17 protein-coding genes and 4 tRNA genes are annotated in these 14,864 nt (G+C 47.4%); 8 read left to right on the top strand and 13 right to left on the bottom strand.

Features of this window, described 5'->3' with window-relative positions; translation table 11 throughout:
• Nucleotides 1-5 precede the first annotated feature (5 nt).
• On the top strand, nucleotides 6-761 hold the full coding sequence (locus OWQ48_06435) for an anaerobic ribonucleoside-triphosphate reductase activating protein (GenBank protein ID MCY0868842.1): 756 nt from the start codon (nucleotides 6-8) through the stop codon (nucleotides 759-761).
• Complete coding sequence (gene thyX, locus OWQ48_06430) at nucleotides 758-1,666, top strand: FAD-dependent thymidylate synthase (protein ID MCY0868841.1); 909 nt, start codon at nucleotides 758-760, stop codon at nucleotides 1,664-1,666. Before OWQ48_06435 ends, thyX begins: the two co-directional genes overlap by 4 nt.
• A 15-nt stretch (nucleotides 1,667-1,681) precedes the next feature.
• On the opposite strand, the gene OWQ48_06425 is transcribed toward thyX, so the two are convergent.
• From OWQ48_06425 to OWQ48_06415, 3 genes are all read right to left on the bottom strand, one after another.
• Entirely contained in the window at nucleotides 1,682-2,926 is a 1,245-nt protein-coding gene (locus tag OWQ48_06425) for an MFS transporter (GenBank protein ID MCY0868840.1), read from the bottom strand.
• A gap of 218 nt (nucleotides 2,927-3,144) precedes the next feature.
• Nucleotides 3,145-4,389: a glycosyltransferase family 4 protein gene (locus tag OWQ48_06420; protein MCY0868839.1), complete on the bottom strand. Its 1,245-nt coding sequence runs from the start codon at nucleotides 4,387-4,389 to the stop codon at nucleotides 3,145-3,147.
• Nucleotides 4,386-5,009, bottom strand: a complete 624-nt coding sequence (locus OWQ48_06415; protein ID MCY0868838.1) for a hypothetical protein — start codon at nucleotides 5,007-5,009, stop codon at nucleotides 4,386-4,388. Before OWQ48_06415 ends, OWQ48_06420 begins: the two co-directional genes overlap by 4 nt.
• 98 nt (nucleotides 5,010-5,107) lie before the next feature.
• Here OWQ48_06415 and OWQ48_06410 point away from each other — a divergent pair, with 98 nt between their 5' ends.
• A complete protein-coding gene (locus OWQ48_06410; GenBank protein ID MCY0868837.1) occupies nucleotides 5,108-5,740 on the top strand; it encodes a haloacid dehalogenase-like hydrolase in 633 nt (210 codons plus the stop codon).
• Between the two features lie 26 nt (nucleotides 5,741-5,766).
• Here OWQ48_06410 and OWQ48_06405 read toward each other — a convergent pair.
• Nucleotides 5,767-5,842: transfer RNA gene (locus OWQ48_06405), tRNA-Gly, on the bottom strand.
• 267 nt (nucleotides 5,843-6,109) lie between these two features.
• On the opposite strand from OWQ48_06405, the gene OWQ48_06400 reads away from it, so the two are divergent.
• Nucleotides 6,110-6,517: a hypothetical protein gene (locus OWQ48_06400; GenBank protein ID MCY0868836.1), complete on the top strand. Its 408-nt coding sequence runs from the start codon at nucleotides 6,110-6,112 to the stop codon at nucleotides 6,515-6,517.
• Between the two features lie 18 nt (nucleotides 6,518-6,535).
• Here the strand turns inward: OWQ48_06400 and OWQ48_06395 are convergent, their stop codons facing one another.
• Nucleotides 6,536-7,528 (bottom strand): zinc-dependent alcohol dehydrogenase family protein, encoded by a 993-nt coding sequence (locus OWQ48_06395; protein ID MCY0868835.1) that lies wholly within the window; start codon nucleotides 7,526-7,528, stop codon nucleotides 6,536-6,538.
• Nucleotides 7,529-7,643: 115 nt separating this feature from the next.
• Between OWQ48_06395 and OWQ48_06390 the strand changes: the two genes are divergently transcribed.
• Nucleotides 7,644-7,751 (top strand) — tRNA-Glu (locus OWQ48_06390).
• Nucleotides 7,752-7,784: 33 nt separating this feature from the next.
• Here OWQ48_06390 and dcd read toward each other — a convergent pair.
• Together dcd and OWQ48_06380 are read right to left on the bottom strand one after the other, a co-directional pair.
• Nucleotides 7,785-8,315 (bottom strand): dCTP deaminase, encoded by a 531-nt coding sequence (gene dcd / locus OWQ48_06385; GenBank protein MCY0868834.1) that lies wholly within the window; start codon nucleotides 8,313-8,315, stop codon nucleotides 7,785-7,787.
• Nucleotides 8,312-9,022 (bottom strand): nucleotidyltransferase family protein, encoded by a 711-nt coding sequence (locus OWQ48_06380; GenBank protein MCY0868833.1) that lies wholly within the window; start codon nucleotides 9,020-9,022, stop codon nucleotides 8,312-8,314. Before OWQ48_06380 ends, dcd begins: the two co-directional genes overlap by 4 nt.
• A gap of 104 nt (nucleotides 9,023-9,126) precedes the next feature.
• On the opposite strand from OWQ48_06380, the gene OWQ48_06375 reads away from it, so the two are divergent.
• Nucleotides 9,127-9,199: transfer RNA gene (locus tag OWQ48_06375), tRNA-Phe, on the top strand.
• A 51-nt stretch (nucleotides 9,200-9,250) separates the two neighbouring features.
• The gene (locus OWQ48_06370) at nucleotides 9,251-9,826 is read left to right on the top strand and encodes an archaemetzincin family Zn-dependent metalloprotease (protein ID MCY0868832.1); all 576 of its coding nucleotides are present in this window, start codon (nucleotides 9,251-9,253) and stop codon (nucleotides 9,824-9,826) included.
• Here the strand turns inward: OWQ48_06370 and OWQ48_06365 are convergent.
• Nucleotides 9,805-10,272, bottom strand: coding sequence for an archease (locus OWQ48_06365; GenBank protein MCY0868831.1), 468 nt, complete (start codon nucleotides 10,270-10,272; stop codon nucleotides 9,805-9,807). The genes OWQ48_06370 and OWQ48_06365 overlap by 22 nt on opposite strands.
• 69 nt (nucleotides 10,273-10,341) lie before the next feature.
• On the opposite strand from OWQ48_06365, the gene rbcL reads away from it, so the two are divergent.
• On the top strand, nucleotides 10,342-11,679 hold the full coding sequence (gene rbcL, locus OWQ48_06360; GenBank protein ID MCY0868830.1) for a type III ribulose-bisphosphate carboxylase: 1,338 nt from the start codon (nucleotides 10,342-10,344) through the stop codon (nucleotides 11,677-11,679).
• A gap of 84 nt (nucleotides 11,680-11,763) precedes the next feature.
• On the opposite strand, the gene OWQ48_06355 is transcribed toward rbcL, so the two are convergent.
• The 5 genes from OWQ48_06355 to OWQ48_06335 form a co-directional block, all read right to left on the bottom strand.
• Nucleotides 11,764-12,777: a S8 family peptidase gene (locus tag OWQ48_06355; protein ID MCY0868829.1), complete on the bottom strand. Its 1,014-nt coding sequence runs from the start codon at nucleotides 12,775-12,777 to the stop codon at nucleotides 11,764-11,766.
• Between the two features lie 350 nt (nucleotides 12,778-13,127).
• A tRNA-Ser gene (locus tag OWQ48_06350) sits at nucleotides 13,128-13,211 on the bottom strand.
• Between the two features lie 7 nt (nucleotides 13,212-13,218).
• Nucleotides 13,219-13,800 (bottom strand): methyltransferase, encoded by a 582-nt coding sequence (locus tag OWQ48_06345; protein ID MCY0868828.1) that lies wholly within the window; start codon nucleotides 13,798-13,800, stop codon nucleotides 13,219-13,221.
• Complete coding sequence (locus tag OWQ48_06340) at nucleotides 13,797-14,567, bottom strand: RNA-guided pseudouridylation complex pseudouridine synthase subunit Cbf5 (protein ID MCY0868827.1); 771 nt, start codon at nucleotides 14,565-14,567, stop codon at nucleotides 13,797-13,799. The genes OWQ48_06345 and OWQ48_06340 overlap by 4 nt, the downstream gene beginning before the upstream one ends.
• Nucleotides 14,527-14,856 carry a tRNA pseudouridine synthase A gene (locus OWQ48_06335; protein MCY0868826.1) on the bottom strand — a complete coding sequence of 110 codons (330 nt, stop codon included), beginning with the start codon at nucleotides 14,854-14,856 and terminating at the stop codon, nucleotides 14,527-14,529. The genes OWQ48_06340 and OWQ48_06335 overlap by 41 nt, the downstream gene beginning before the upstream one ends.
• Nucleotides 14,857-14,864: the final 8 nt, after the last annotated feature.

Raw genomic sequence — 14,864 nt, 5'->3', positions numbered from 1 at the left:
CGTCGATGAACATCCTGCTTATAGGTTCAGGCTGGAAGAGTATTAGCCTAGTTGACGTCTACGGCTCCGTGACATTTACTCTATGGCTGTGTGGATGTAATCTTAGATGCCCTTTCTGCCACAACTGGAGGCTTGCTGATAGAAGCAGAGAGGTGTGCGGGCCGCTAGATATAGGTAAGTTGATGGGGGAGCTAGAAGCTAGCAAGGGGTTCATAGATTACCTTCATGTCACAGGTGGTGAACCCCTAGTACAGTACAAGGGGTTAGTAGAGCTCTTCAAGACTGCTAAGAGTAAAGGTGTTCCTGTAAGCCTTAACTCTAATCTAACAATCTACAAGCCGCTTAAACTGCTTCTGGAAGACAGCTTAGTGGATCATGTAGCAACAGACCTTAAAGCCCCGTTCACAGAGCTAACAGGGGTTCCAGAAGGAAGTGCCAGCACACTATTCAGGCTCTACGAGTCATCCCTGAAGCTCATTGCAGAAAAGAATATAGCCTTAGAGTTAAGGGTGCCTGTTGCAAGAAAGCTGACGGTGGAAGTCATTAGGGATGTAGTGAAAGCGCTCCACGAGGTAATAGATAAGCTCACTGATAAAACAGTAGTTATAGTGAACCCGCTGCTTACAAAGCCTCTAGTAGACCCTCGAAACCCTGACTGGTGTTCAAGATTCTGTATGCCCGAGGAAGACGAGCTCAGAGAAATTGCAGAAGTCTTCAGGGAGCTAGGCTTTAAGACCGTGGTTAAAGAGGTGCCTCGTTGAAAGCCAAGTATCTCCCTGAGGCGAGGCTGATAGCTTATCTCAGCGGGTCTTCGAGGATAGTGGCTTCAGCATCCAAGCTTACACTCTCACCAAAAGATTTCATTGATATAAGCAGTGGGATGAGCGAGGAGAAAATTGAAGCGTGGATTAAGGAGCTTGTGAGACGCGGCCATGGCTCGCCACTCGAGCACTCTATATTTATTTTCGAGGTGGCTTGTAGCAGAGTGTGCAGCCACCAGCTGGTTAGGCATAGGCATGCATCGTTCTCACAGCTCTCGCAGAGGTATAGTGACAGATACTTAAGGAGCCTCGTCAGGAGAGCCTGCGAGCACCTAGGCCTCCAGTACCGAGAGGATTACAGCTACTACGTCACCCTACTAGAGAAGTTTCTAGAGTCAAGCCCAGACTACGAGGTTCTCCTCGATGTAGCAGGTGAGGCATTCATAGTTCCTCCGTCAGTCCTTAGAGGTAGGAATAAAATGTTCCTTGAATCACTGGTAGCTGGCGTCAAGCAGTTCTATGAGGTTGTCTCATCCGGTGTACCCTTCGAGGACGCTAGGTTCCTTCTACCACAGGCGGTTAAAACTAGACTCCTCGTCTCCATGAATGCTAGAGAACTGATAGAGGTATTCCTGCCTTTAAGAACCTGCAGAAGGGCTCAGTGGGAGATTAGAAGTATTGCCTGGCAGATTCTTGAGGAGCTTAACCGAGTCGAGCCAGCTCTATTCAAGTACTCGGGGCCAAGGTGCCTGCTACAGGATAACAGGGTTAGAGTAGAACCCTGTACTCTAAGCGACTATTTTAACGGTACATGCAAGCCGGTGATAGAGAGGTGCCCGGAGCTGGTTCCAAGAGATAAAATCGTGGAATGCGTGCGCGCTTCGATGAGCCTTGAAGTAGACTAGCCGATTGAATACTAGCTACTCGAGACGCCAGGCTTTCAGGTATACGATAAGGTAGACTACGTTCAAGACTCCTATCAACCCTGAGACCACGAAGGCTCCATTATAGTTTAGTGTAATGTAGAGTACTCCTGCAAGCGCTGATGCAGCTGAAGAGCTAAGGTTACCTATAATCCCCTGTATTCCGGTTGCCCTGCCCCGTATCTCTACTGGTAGTGTTCTAGTGAGGACTGCTGAAACAGCCGAGTTATAGATGTACTGTGCTATTGAGATAGCAATCATTACAAGGAAGAGGAGGATCAGGGAGTAAGAGCGCGCATAGTATAGTAACGCTATGATAAACTGTGATAAAGCTAGAGTAATCGACGAGTAGACTATGGTCTTCCCAATCCTCAATCTTGCATTCATGTATCCGAAGGATGCTATAAGCACCCCTATGGTTGAAGCCACGCTGATAAGACCCCACTGGGCTTTAGAGAAGCCGAGCACGTTTATCGCGTAGAGTATCCCGTAGGTGCCTAATACACCCATCGATAGAGATAGAAGCGTCTGGGAAACATATACTCCAATAGCCTTCGAAAGAACAGCTCTATACCCGGCTAGCTCGAAGATCAACTTGCTGAAATCCTTATTACTGGGTTTAAAGGTCTCCCTGAACATCTTAATACGTAGTAATAGTACTATGAGAGCTACAATCCCTTGGGCAATAAACCCTAATCTCATGCCTCTCACGCCGTAGACATCGTATAGTACTCCACCGAACACAGGAACCATGAGGCCGGGTATACTGCTGATGACATTCAGCACCAGGAACCCCTTGAACTCCATGCCAACTGGAAGAGAGTCCATTACTATTGAAGTAAGAGCCGGCTGGTAGAAGTGTGATACCATGTCGATAACGTAAACGGCTGTCAGTGTTCTCCAATCTGGTGCCAGGCCGTACAGGAATTGAACTACGGCTACAAGCCCAGTACCTACTATTATGGGTTTAACCCTCCCCATGTAGTCTGTAATTAATCCACCAGGTATAATTGAGAGTGCTAGAGCGATAGAGCCAATACTACGCATGAATGCTACATCGGTTTCACTAGCACCTAGATCCTCGGCATACTTAGCTAGGAACGGGTTCACCAGGTTACCAGTCAGCGAGAAGAGAAACCATGATAAAGCCATAACACCTACATTTCCTCTGAGTATACTCCTTAACTCTCTTACATAGGCTTTGAGAGCGCTGCGAGCTTTAGCTATCTCTCTTCCAAGCATAGTCAGTAGACCTCGTATTACTCAACCTCGGTAGTTATCTCAATAGGCTTACACGTTTATTTTAGTATCACAAACCCGCTATCCACGCCTCCATCATGTTGCTAAGGCTTCCAGGCTTTCCTTCAGCTACTATAGTTATCGTCGAGCACTGAGGAAGCCGCTACCTGCTTCAAGAGAACCTTGATCACCATGTATGTCAAGCTGAGCGTTCTAGAATGCTATGTTGAGAGGGATTTAGCTTTCTCGATTAGCTCCCGCACTAGTATTGATAGCTTGAAGGATTCAGCCCTGTTCTTCGCGTTCAAACTTAACTCCTCGTATTTTTCACTGTTCCTTGTTAGAGTTAAAATGGCTTTAGCAGCTCCTTCGATATCGTCAGGCCCGTTTACATGCAGGCCATCCATGTTGTTTCTTACAAGCCATTTCTGCCCGTACACCCCGCTGGTTACAACTGGTTTACCCGCGTACATGAATTCTAGCTGCGTGAGCCCGAAGGCCTCCATTCTCGAGAGTATTATGTTTAGGTGTGAAGCCTTTATTAGGGAGGCTTTTAACTCCTCGCTGAGTTCTCCTGTCACCACGACGTTGCTTAGCCCTCTCGCCTCTCTGATAACCTCCTCCCATTGATCTCCTGGTTTCCCAGCGATCACGAAGACTAAGTCTTTAACACCTTGTAGTCTTCTTGCTACCCTTACAACGTTGAGGGGGTTCTTTCGCTCCTCAATAGTGCCCACGTAGGCTACTATCAGTTTATCCTCACTGATCCCATACTTCTCTCTGAAGAGGTCTGGTTTAGCCTGGTCTATTAGTGCTGCAACATCATCATCTATGCCTCCAGGGAATAAGTGTATCTGCTCAGGTCTAGCACCCATGGCAATCATGTCTTCAGCTTCCACGCCTGTTAAACACAGCACTAGGTGTGCAGCTTTGAATATCGAGGGTAAAACAAGGGTATTCCAGGACATTCTATACGTTCTTTCAATGATCGAGTACCTCGTAGGGTCTGGGGGCTGATAGTGAGACATGTGAGCGTAGACTGTTACCCCTACATTCTCACCTAAGGTTTTCATGAGTCTCTTCCACATAATCCACTTTGAGGCTTCCTCGGGGCCGTTCCAGAGTGTTGAGTGTGTTACAATGAAGTCTACACCAAGCTCTCTATCAAGTGCTCTCAGTACTGGAATGAAGTCTCTGAATGCTATCCTGCGGGGCGGCCACATTACTCTAACACTGCTAACACGGATGACGGGTATACCAGTGTAAACATCCTTCTCGTATACGAGATATCCTTTCTCACTTCTCGACAACTCTATCTCTGATACAACAGGTGTTCCATCATGGTATATACTGGTGACAAGCCACGCCCTATACCCTAGTCTAGCAGCCCACTTAACCATGCCTTGAGCTACACGTTCCTGACCCTTAGAATTAGAGGTTTGATACATCACTGAGAAGAAGTTCATTGTGTTCTAACCCTTCTCACGGCTTCACTAGCCACTAGAACTACTACTATGATTGTAAGACCCCAGATCACTGGTGTGATAAGCCCCCATAGTATCTCAACTGGAAGGCCTCCCAGCTGGAGAGCGTACACCATTACCACGATGTAGAATATTATTCTCAGGTACTCGGCTGCTGGAACCAGGGATGCCAGCTGGCTCGTGCTCTCCGACTTGTAAATGTAGCCTATGAATGTGTCTACTAGTATATCGCCTATAATTATGATTATAAAGGCCTTTACAAAGCCGTATATAAAGCTTATTACGAGTGATATAGGCTCGCGGAGTGGCTGCAGCGACGGGTACTGCGTGAGGTATAGTATAGCATAGAGGAAGCCTAACAGGTATATGACCCATGAACCGATGAGCCCGAAGAGCTCGCTTGGCGCGTACCCGCTTCTCATGATAGCTCTTCCAATATTAAACCTCCTGAACCAGTCGTTGATTCCTATCTTCCCTAGGAGGTAGTTTATCAGCCACCTAGCGATCCAGCCGCCGTTAACTCCTACTACAGCTATTAGGACTGCTATAGCGATGTCTACGAGAATGCCCCACCAGTCAATACTCTGCAGGTTTAACATCATTAATGGTACACCAGTAAAATATATTTAACTCGAGGTATATAAATACGTAGATCAATTACTACGCGTAATAGCTACTCGGTAAGCCGGGTGTCCTCCAGGTGAAATCCCCTAGGAAACTACTAGTTGTAGTAGACTTCGATGGCACAATTATCGCTGAGAACTCGACTAGGGTTTTCGAGAAGTGCTTGGTGTCTAAGCTAGATAGTAGGCTCCTGAAACACCTGCTTCTAGCCTTATTGTTCACTAAGCTAGCAGCTTTAACAGATAGATTCTTCCGCATCCTGGATAAACTTCTCGATGTATCAGACTCCAGGCGCCTCCTAGTGATTCCAGTGACTGCAGGATTCCTGAATTCTAGGAGTATTGAGGAGTGTGTTAAGCAGGCGTCTCGAAGCCTTACCTTCAATAGTAATTTACTCAGAGTCCTTGAAGCATTAAAAGTTAATTTAAGCGATGTAGTAGTCCTCTCAAATGGATTCAAGCAGATTATAGAATCATTCGCTGAATACAGGGAGCTACACTTCAAAGCTATTATAGCATCTGAGCTTTCAAGTCAAGGCTACTATGTAGCCCGCGAGGTTAGAATACCAGTTAAAAAGATTGTACTAGAGAAGCTCTCCGAGAGAAATACTGTAGTATACGTCACTGATGCACTCGGCGAGTACCTAGAGTTCAAGAAGCTAGAGAAGTTGAAAGACATTAAAGTACTCCTGGTAGCAACTTCTCATTAAATTCAACTGGGGTTCAATGAGAAGAGTGCGGCGGCCGGGATTTGAACCCGGGATCTCCGGCTTGGAGGGCCGGCGTCCTAGTCCAGGCTAGACGACCGCCGCTCCACTACAACCTAAGTGTATAAAAGAGTAAGAGTAAAAAATATTTCAGGTGTATACCTGCTGCTAAGCGGATTGAGGTGGTCTGAGAAGACCGAAGAAGTGGATTTAAGTATCTTAGGAGATAGGTCTAAGTTTAGATGATGAAGAAGAGGGTCTATTGAGCGGTGAGATAAGCCGGAACATCTGATTATTACTGCAGGTAGAGATGTATCGGGAAGCGGGGAAGCCTTGTTGGTTCTTCACCAATATTTAAAACTGCATGTATAAATGGATTCGATGACTGTGGAGCAGGGGTTGAGGGAAACTATGTTAATGCTGGATCCTTCTGTCTACGCTCTCAGCTCCCTGGCTGGACTCCTCATAATACTCTTAATTATTTTAGCTTCTCTCTTCGAGCTGAAGGGAGCTGCGAGGATTATTGTAACAGCATTTTCCACTACCTTAATAGCTGTTCACTACTTTGTAATCTACGTAATGTCAAGGTATGAGGAGATCCTGATATACCCATTTATCCTACTGGAGATAAGTGGTAGAGGGGGAAGCATATCTGTAGACTTAGGACAAGTGCTACTACTCCTTCTTATTGTGCTCTGGAGGCGGGAATTGAAGGGTTTACTTAGATTCACCCAGTTTAAAGCTCGAGGTATACCATGCTCTAGTTCTAGCATAGAGTAAGGGGTTCCCTGCAGAGTCTCAAGTAGTATCGAGTACTATCTGGCCGAGATGCCCTTTCTTCAACTCTAAGAGTGCTTCGTTTGCTTCACTAAGACTATAGGTTTTCACCTCAGGTTTCACGCCGTATTTTACTGCTATCTCGAGGACTTCTCTTACATCTCTTCTCGTCACATTAGCTACACTCTTAACTTCTCTTTCATGCCAGAGGAGGCTGTATTCGAGTCTCTCAATAGGTGTCATGTATATTTCAGCTAGCACTACTCTTCCACCTCTATCCAGCTTCCTCAAGGCTTCCACGAAGACCTGGGAGGCTGGAGCATACACTATTGCAGCATCAAGTTTTCTCGGCGGTTCCTCGCTTGTAAGGCCAGCCCAGTCAGCACCATTCTCGAGAGCCTTCTCAATCTTCCACTTGCTCCCCGTGAAAACATACACGTTTAACCCTAGCTTCTTAGCTATCTGTAAGACTAGGTGGGCTGCTGACCCGTAGCCGAAGAGGCCTAGAGTAGCATTCTCCACGCCTAGGAGACCTGTTAGCTTAAGCGACCTGTAGCCTACTGCACCAGCACACATTAAAGGAGCTGCGTGAAGATCGTCTATACCGCTAGGTATTCTGTGAATGAAGTCGGCTTTTGCAAGCATGTATTCAGCGTAGCCTCCATCCACGCTGTATCCTGTGAATAATGCTTTCTCGCATAGGTTCTCTAAGCCTCTCCTACAGTACCTGCACTCCCCGCAAGCATAGTAGAGCCAGGGTACACCAATTCTCTCACCCCTGGAGACACCTGTTACACCTTCACCTACGTCCTCTACTACACCTATGACCTGGTGTCCAGGTATTAGTGGAAGCTTGACTGGTTTAAGCTCGCCTTCAACTATATGGAGGTCTGTCCTGCAGACACCGCATTTAAGCACTCTGATTAAGACCTCGTCTCTCCCCGGTTCCGGCTTATCTACATCCATGTATCTAAGAGGCTTTGTTTCAGCTGGTGCAGGCTTGTAGAGAACCATGGCTTTCAAGCCGTGTTCACCTAGAAGACTGGGGGGTTAACCATGTAGATATCAGTAGGGAACAAGGAGGGAGAAACTTTAAAAGCCTTCCATTGGAATCCTATTCACTAGTTAAGCCGCCGTAGTATAGCCCGGTCAAGTATGCGGGCCTCTCGAGCCCGTGACACCCTAGGCCTGCAGCTGGCGGGTGCGGGATACCCGGGTTCAAATCCCGGCGGCGGCACTACTTTAACAGGAAGACCAGTGTAGCTGGTAGCTACAGCTCATCTGGCTTCGGTGGTGTTACCCCCGTTTGCCCCTGATACTTACCTGAGTACGGCCTGTAGACTGGACTGCTTGTTCTAGCAAGGATTAAGTGGAGGAATCTCTGACCCGGGTAGACTTTTACAGGTATAGTGCTACCGACCAGCTCTATTGTTATATTACCTTTGAATCCTGCATCTATTACTGTGGGGGGTATGTAAAGCCCGTACCTAGCGAAAGTGCTCCTCAAGTTTACTAAGCCTACTAGATCGCTAGGGAATTCAACGTACTCTAGTGTTGTCGTGAGAACGTGTTCGAGAGGGTTTACTACGAAGCCTTCTCCCCCAACCTTAAAGCACTCTAAGACATCATCCACGCTGCTTCTCAATGTATCGACCACTGTATTCGTCTTCTTGAATCTGCAGAATTCGTTACCGAATCTCAAGTCTACACCATTCTCTCTAATCGTGTCTTCTAGTAGCGGGTTAATTACTAGTAGCTTTTTCTCAATGTATACTCTTATATCCCAGTCGCTGAGAATCAATGCTGCTCCACCCGCTTGAATATCTCGTTGACTGCTCTAGAAGCCTCCTCTAGCTCCTTGAATGTATCTATAGCCTTCCAGAAGACGCCTGTATACCTGTAAGCTCCTAGCACGCCATCCTTAGCCATAGCGGGGAAAGCTGTCTTCTCAAGATCCCCTTTCTCAGGGAAGTACTTGAGGGACTCTGATCTCAAAGCGTATACTCCAGCATTAATCCAGTAGTCGCTGAGCTGAGGCTTCTCAATGAATCCTCTAACCTTGTTCTCGCCTTCTATCTCCAAGACTCCGTAGGGGCTTGGTAGAGGTATTGAAGCTATTACACCCAGGTACTTATCTCTCTCAAGAGTCTCGAAGAGCTTTAACGGGTTTAAATTAGTTATTATATCGCCGTTGACTACTAGGAATGAATCCACCTTGGAGAGTATGTGCTCAGCGTTCTTTATTGCCCCGCCTGTACCTAGTGGTTCATCCTCGACTACGTAGGTGACTTTAACGCCGAGCTTGCATCCACTTCCAATGCTCTCTATGATCTTCTCCTTCCTGTACCCGACTAGCAGTACCACCTCCTTGAAGCCATGCATCTTCAACCATGTAATCTGCCACTCGAGGATTGGTTTCTCGCCAACAGGTACCAGGGGCTTCGGTAATTCATCAGTAAACGGCTTGAGCCTCTTACCATACCCGCCAGCAAGTATTACGGCTAGCAAGCATCCCACCTCGGATACTCTTACTCTCGAAGATGTATTATAACTTTTTAATAGCCTTGAGGAGAAAGCCTAATAAACCCTGAACTCTCATCATAACTCTAGAGGCCGCCGTAGCTCAGCTGGGAGAGCACCCGGCTGAAGACCGGGGGGTCCGGGGTTCGAGTCCCCGCGGCGGCATTGCTAACACTTATATTATACCGAGCTCTTTATTCCCCTCGGTGCTAGGTCTTGACTAGAATAATACTGGTTCCGTTAACAAGCTACGGTGTACTGGAATACCTGGATGCTCTCTCCGAGGCTATAAGAGAAGCTTTCGAGAAGAGTGGTGTGAGAGTAGAGTTAACCACGTGGAGTGAGGTTGTAAAACCCCCGATTAAATGCTTCAGCTGGGAGAGGAGGCAGTATCTAGCTAACTGTGTAGCTGACTACCTGCACTCTACTATCAGGCTGGCCGGTGTAGACGATGACACAGTGATCCTCGGGATCGGGTATCTCGACGGGTTTGAAGAAGACTTCAACTTTATTTTCGGCTTGGCTTTAAAGAATACTCGTACAGCAGTAGTCTTCACTAAGAGGCTTAAGCCTGAATTCTACGGTCAACCCCCCGACTTCAACCTGTATTTTGAGAGGCTTGTGAAGGAGTGCGTGCATGAACTCGGCCATCTAGCAGGACTAGACCACTGCATTACACCCGGCTGCGTCATGAACTACAGCAATGATATCCTGGGGGTTGACAGTAAATCCAGATTCTTCTGCGAGAAGTGCTCGCTGGCTATTAAACACTATATGTCTAGCACGAAGTAAGCTTCCCATCCATGTTCATGCTTTAGTATCCTCATTAAACTGTATGTTGGTGATTTAACTTCAACTCTAGCTTCATGTCTTGCCGGATTAAATGTCTCGCATTCAACCCTAGCCTTCAGCCTGTGGACTGCTTCCCCGCCACTCTCCTCTACTCTAAACTCCACGACATTGATGCTGCTACACATAAGTCTCTCTGTGTAGTAGAGGATTAGGAGCTCTTCAAGCCACTTGTAGAGGAGGCTTTCTAAGTCGAATCCCTCTACTTCTACATGCTTCACTACCTCTGGCTTTACATGGTCGATGTTAACCATGGAGTCGAAGAGTGCCAGCCCAGCATTCTCGTAGAGTTCTAGTATACTGCTACCATACGCTCTAACGTAGATATCACTCATGTGTTCTAGGAAGTCGAATCTACCACTCCTAGAGTACACCACCTTATTCTCCATGAAGACACCTAATGCCTAACTAAAGAAATATAAGGTTTCAATCATATTTATTCGCTCAAGGTGTTGTCTTTGAGCGGGAAAATGGAGTTCGAGGTATACCATGAGTACGTTGATAAAGGGTTCACCCCCGACCCTGAAAAGCATGTAATAGCAGTATATAGAGTTAAACCAGCTAAAGGCTTCACAATTGAGGATGCAGCTGGAGGAGTAGCAGCAGAGAGTAGCACTGGTACGTGGACAAGCCTCTACAACTGGTACGATGTAGAGAGAGTTAGAAGGCTGAACGGGAGGGCATACTACTTCAGGGATCTCGGCGACGGCTCCTGGCTTATCAGAATAGCATACCCAGTAGAGCTGTTCGAAGAAGGAAATATGCCTGGACTTCTCGCATCGCTGGCTGGAAATATATTCGGCATGAAGCGTGTTGAAGGATTGAGGCTAGAAGACTTATACCTCCCAAAGGAGTTTCTCAAGGGGTTCAAGGGTCCCAGCAAAGGTATCGAGGGTGTTAGAGAGATCTTTAGAGTTAAGGATAGACCGATAGTGGGGACTGTGCCGAAACCCAAGGAAGGGTACTCGCCAGAGGAGGTTGGAAAGCTAGCTTTAGAGCTACTAGGCGGTGGATTAGATTACATTAAAGACGATGAGAACCTGACTAGCCCCAGCTTCTGCAGGTTTGAAGCTAGAGCAAAGGAGATCATGAGGGTTATAGATAAGGTTGAAAAAGAGACAGGTGAGAGGAAGGCTTGGTTTGCTAACATTACATCCGATATACGCGAGATGGAGAGGAGGCTCAAGCTAGTTGCAGACTACGGTAACCCGTATGTAATGGTTGACGTTGTGATCACAGGGTGGAGCACTCTAACCTACATTAGGGATCTCGCCGAGGAGTACGGGCTAGCTATACATGCCCATAGAGCTATGCATGCAGCATTCACGAGGAATCCCTACCATGGTATCTCAATGTACGTGCTGGCAAAACTCTACAGGATCATAGGAGTAGACCAGCTACACGTGGGTACAGCTGGAGCAGGGAAGCTTGAGGGAGGAAAACAGGATGTAGTAGCATACGCCAGGATATTAAGAGACACCCACTTCAAGCCTGACTCAAACGATATATTCCACCTCGAGCAGCCAATGCACCACATTAAGCCGGCAATGCCTGTCTCATCGGGAGGACTACACCCAGGCAACCTCCCTGTAGTTATCGACGCTCTTGGGAGAGAACTAGTACTACAGATAGGAGGCGGTGTAGTCGGGCACCCCGACGGACCTAGAGCAGGTGCAGCTGCTGTCAGGCAAGCCCTTGACGCTATAGTAAAGGGGATACCGCTCGACGTATACGCTAAAGAGCACAGAGAGCTGGCGAGAGCACTAGAGAAGTGGGGTTTCACGACGCCAGTATAAGCTGAGTAGTTTAGAAGCCTAAATAGATTTCTAGAATTAGCTACATGACTTTTTCTCTATAAGGTAGAATAGATTGAGGGAAAACTAGGGTAGGCTTAAGGCATACCTCACTGCACTATATGCATCGATCAACCCGTATCCTGTGTAGACATCGAAGCCTGGTGGCCCCAGATCTATGGCTGTGGATGTAATAACATCGTAGATTGCGTCGAAGTCAAGCCAGCTCTTACCAGCTGCGTATCTTAACGCCTCTATTACAGCTACTACAGCTGATACATGGGGTGTAGCCATAGATGTACCGCTGAGATAAGCGTACCTCTTGTTCGGGTACGTGGAGTATATGTTGACACCCGGGGCTGCTACATCTACCTCCGAGCCGTCGCTACTCCACGTGGGAGTGTTACCGCTTGAATCCACTGCTGTTACAGCTATCACCCATGGATAGCGTGCTGGGTAGCCTACATTATTTGTTGAGGGGTTTCCATCACCACTGTTACCTGCTGCAACCACCTGTACAGCACCCTGCAGGTAGGCCCAGTAGGATGCATCTCTTAACACGCTGCTATCACTCGGGCCTCCAAGAGACATGCTTAGTATGTATGCTCCAGCCTTTACGGCTTCAACAATACCTTCAGTAATATCAGTGTATGTACCGCTACCTGAATCCGAGAGTACTTTAACAGCAACTAGGGTGACATTAGGGGCAGCTCCAGCACTACCAGCGTTGTTTACTGATGCAGCTATAATGCCAGCGACGTGTGTTCCATGCCCGTTTCTGTCAGCACAGTTCTTTAGGTTTGTACCTTTATATGTTTTAGTGCCCACAGTGTAAATACAGTAAGCGACCCTTCCGTAGAGGTCTGAATGAGTATAGTCTATGCCTGTATCTAGTACTGCTACGGCAACACCACGTCCGAAGACGTAGCTACCATAGTATCCGTAGTAGGATTCCCAGACATCAGTTATACCAATCATGTACATATTCCACTTTATATCGCTATAGTAGCTAGTCCACCCGAGTGCCCGGGCCTCGCCATCCCTCTCTACGTATCTAACTCCAGGTATATTCTTAATACGCTTGGCGAGCGCTTCAGGCACCTCTACTACGATGACTTTTATCTCCTTGATCTCCTTTAACGGGCTTACACCGAGAGCTTTAAAATACCTAGCTTGGATGATTCATCCTTATACCCTATGACTATTCGAACCTTACTGGTACCAGCTGTAACTGGTAGGGCTTCAGCCTCTATCATGAATACTAGTGGGATTACAAGTAATACTACTATTACTACTTCAGATATCAGTATATTTCAGATATCAGTATATTTCTCCTAGGCACCATGTTCCCACTAGCTAAATAGGGAAGCAAGTGGAGAGTTTATAAATCTTTAGTAGAGGTTGGAGGACTTCTGCGTCAATCACCAAGACCAGAGTATTCAAGATTAGAGCGCCGGGGGCGGGATTTGAACCCGCGCGGGCGTGAGCCCACTGGCTCTCCAGGCCAGCCCCTTAGGCCGCTCGGGCACCCCGGCTCTACTCTCATGGTTTAAGGTATAGGAGGATATAACCTTTTTTACTCTTAACTCTTACATCACTGTATACTCTTCTAGCTTTATTGGCTAGGCTATGACCGCCTCTCGCTAGCACGAATTGCGCGAAGCCGTCTTCAGTTAAGTGTTCTCTCGCCCCTAGAACTATTTCTTCTACTATATTCATGCCTGCTGAGATCGGGGGATTGGAGTATATTGCATTAAACTTCAAGCCTTCTACAGGCTTATACCTATCTCCCTCTAAGACAACCACGCGGTCTTCAACTCTATTCCTCCTAGCGTTTAAACGGGCTACCTTGACGGCTAAAGGGTTAATGTCTGTCATGTAGACTTTCAGTGAAGGATTGAGAGTAGCGATAACTATCCCTATAACCCCGTAGCCGCAGCCGATATCTAAGACTACTCCGCTCTCAGGCACCTCTATGTTCTCAAGAAGGAGCCTCGTCCCCTCGTCTATGGTTGAACCGGAGAATAAGCTTGTATAGGAGAGGAACTCGAATGAATACCCGTGGATCGCTAACGGTATAAGCCTTCTTTCACCCGGCTCCCCTGGCTTAAAGTAGTGGGTCACAGCTGGGATCCCTTCTTCCACGTTGAAGGGTATACTCCAGGCGGCATTAGAACCCTACGAGTTCTTGCAACTATACCCTTACTCATCCTGGCTATTTCACTAGCATCACGGAGGGCTTGCCCGAGGGCTACTAGCTCGCCTTTAAGTGTTAGAATAGCCACGGTTTTATTTCTTGCAACATTACTTGTCAGCCTCGCTACACCGGGTGCAGCTAGGCTTGCACCGTGAGCTATAGCGTCTACAGCTGTGTCAAGGATCATTATTTTCGGGAGGTGGACTATAGAGGCTTCGACAGGTAGAATAATACGTCTAAGGTATCTTTCATCTCCTCTCTCCCTCCATAAAGCTAGAGCTTCACTGACATCCTGGAGTCTTACCAGAGTCTCATCCTCTCTGAACGGCCCTGTACGAGTCCTCCGGAGCTCCCTCATATGGGCTCCAACACCTAGCATTAAACCCATGTCGTGGGCTAGCTTCCTCATGTAGGTACCTGGATCGCTTAGAACTCTGAGTAGAAGGAGCCTTTCTCTTACTTCGAGAACCTCTATCTCGTAGATTCTCCTAACTCTAAGAGCACGTTTAACACTAGATCTCACCGGAGGCCTCTGGTATATCTCCCCCCTGAAGTACCCGGCTACCCTTCTTACATCCTGCTCCGATGCATCTCCATGTAGCTGTACAACCATAACGTATTCCTTAATACTGTGCACCACGCTTCCAATGACCTTAGTACTGTTCTCTAAGCCAACTGGCAGGACACCGGTCACCTTGGGGTCTCCCCACCCCGAGGGAGGGTTCTAGGGTACCCCCGTGACCGGCTCTTCTCACAGAGAACATCCTCTTAACCCATGCAACGATTTCATGGCTGGTGGGCCCTGGCGGCTTATCAAGGTTTAAGACTCCATAGCTTATGTGATCCCTAATGCTTCTCTCGTAGGGTAGAACACCATAGTCGGAGGATGTATCAGCCTCTCTCACCACAATCCACTCATTCCTGTACCCAGCTCTTGCTGTCAGGTAGTCTATGAAGGATAATCCTTTCTCTGCTAACCCCATGATGAATA

It is taken from the genome of Desulfurococcus sp., from assembly GCA_026626905.1.
GTDB lineage: Archaea > Thermoproteota > Thermoprotei_A > Sulfolobales > Desulfurococcaceae > Desulfurococcus.
The sequence above is the reverse complement of the archived record's forward strand: the minus strand, read 5'-3'. Positions and strand labels throughout refer to the sequence as shown.

Coding starts and splice junctions, on each gene's coding strand:
- OWQ48_06425 (MCY0868840.1), bottom strand. CDS start 2,926: ATGCTTGGAAGAGAGATAGCTAAAGCTCGCAGCGCTCTCAAAGCCTAT.
- OWQ48_06420 (MCY0868839.1), bottom strand. CDS start 4,389: ATGAACTTCTTCTCAGTGATGTATCAAACCTCTAATTCTAAGGGTCAG.
- OWQ48_06365 (MCY0868831.1), bottom strand. CDS start 10,272: ATGGAGAATAAGGTGGTGTACTCTAGGAGTGGTAGATTCGACTTCCTA.
- OWQ48_06395 (MCY0868835.1), bottom strand. CDS start 7,528: ATGGTTCTCTACAAGCCTGCACCAGCTGAAACAAAGCCTCTTAGATAC.
- OWQ48_06400 (MCY0868836.1), top strand. CDS start 6,110: ATGGATTCGATGACTGTGGAGCAGGGGTTGAGGGAAACTATGTTAATG.
- OWQ48_06415 (MCY0868838.1), bottom strand. CDS start 5,009: ATGATGTTAAACCTGCAGAGTATTGACTGGTGGGGCATTCTCGTAGAC.
- OWQ48_06335 (MCY0868826.1), bottom strand. CDS start 14,856: ATGGGGTTAGCAGAGAAAGGATTATCCTTCATAGACTACCTGACAGCA.
- OWQ48_06435 (MCY0868842.1), top strand. CDS start 6: ATGAACATCCTGCTTATAGGTTCAGGCTGGAAGAGTATTAGCCTAGTT.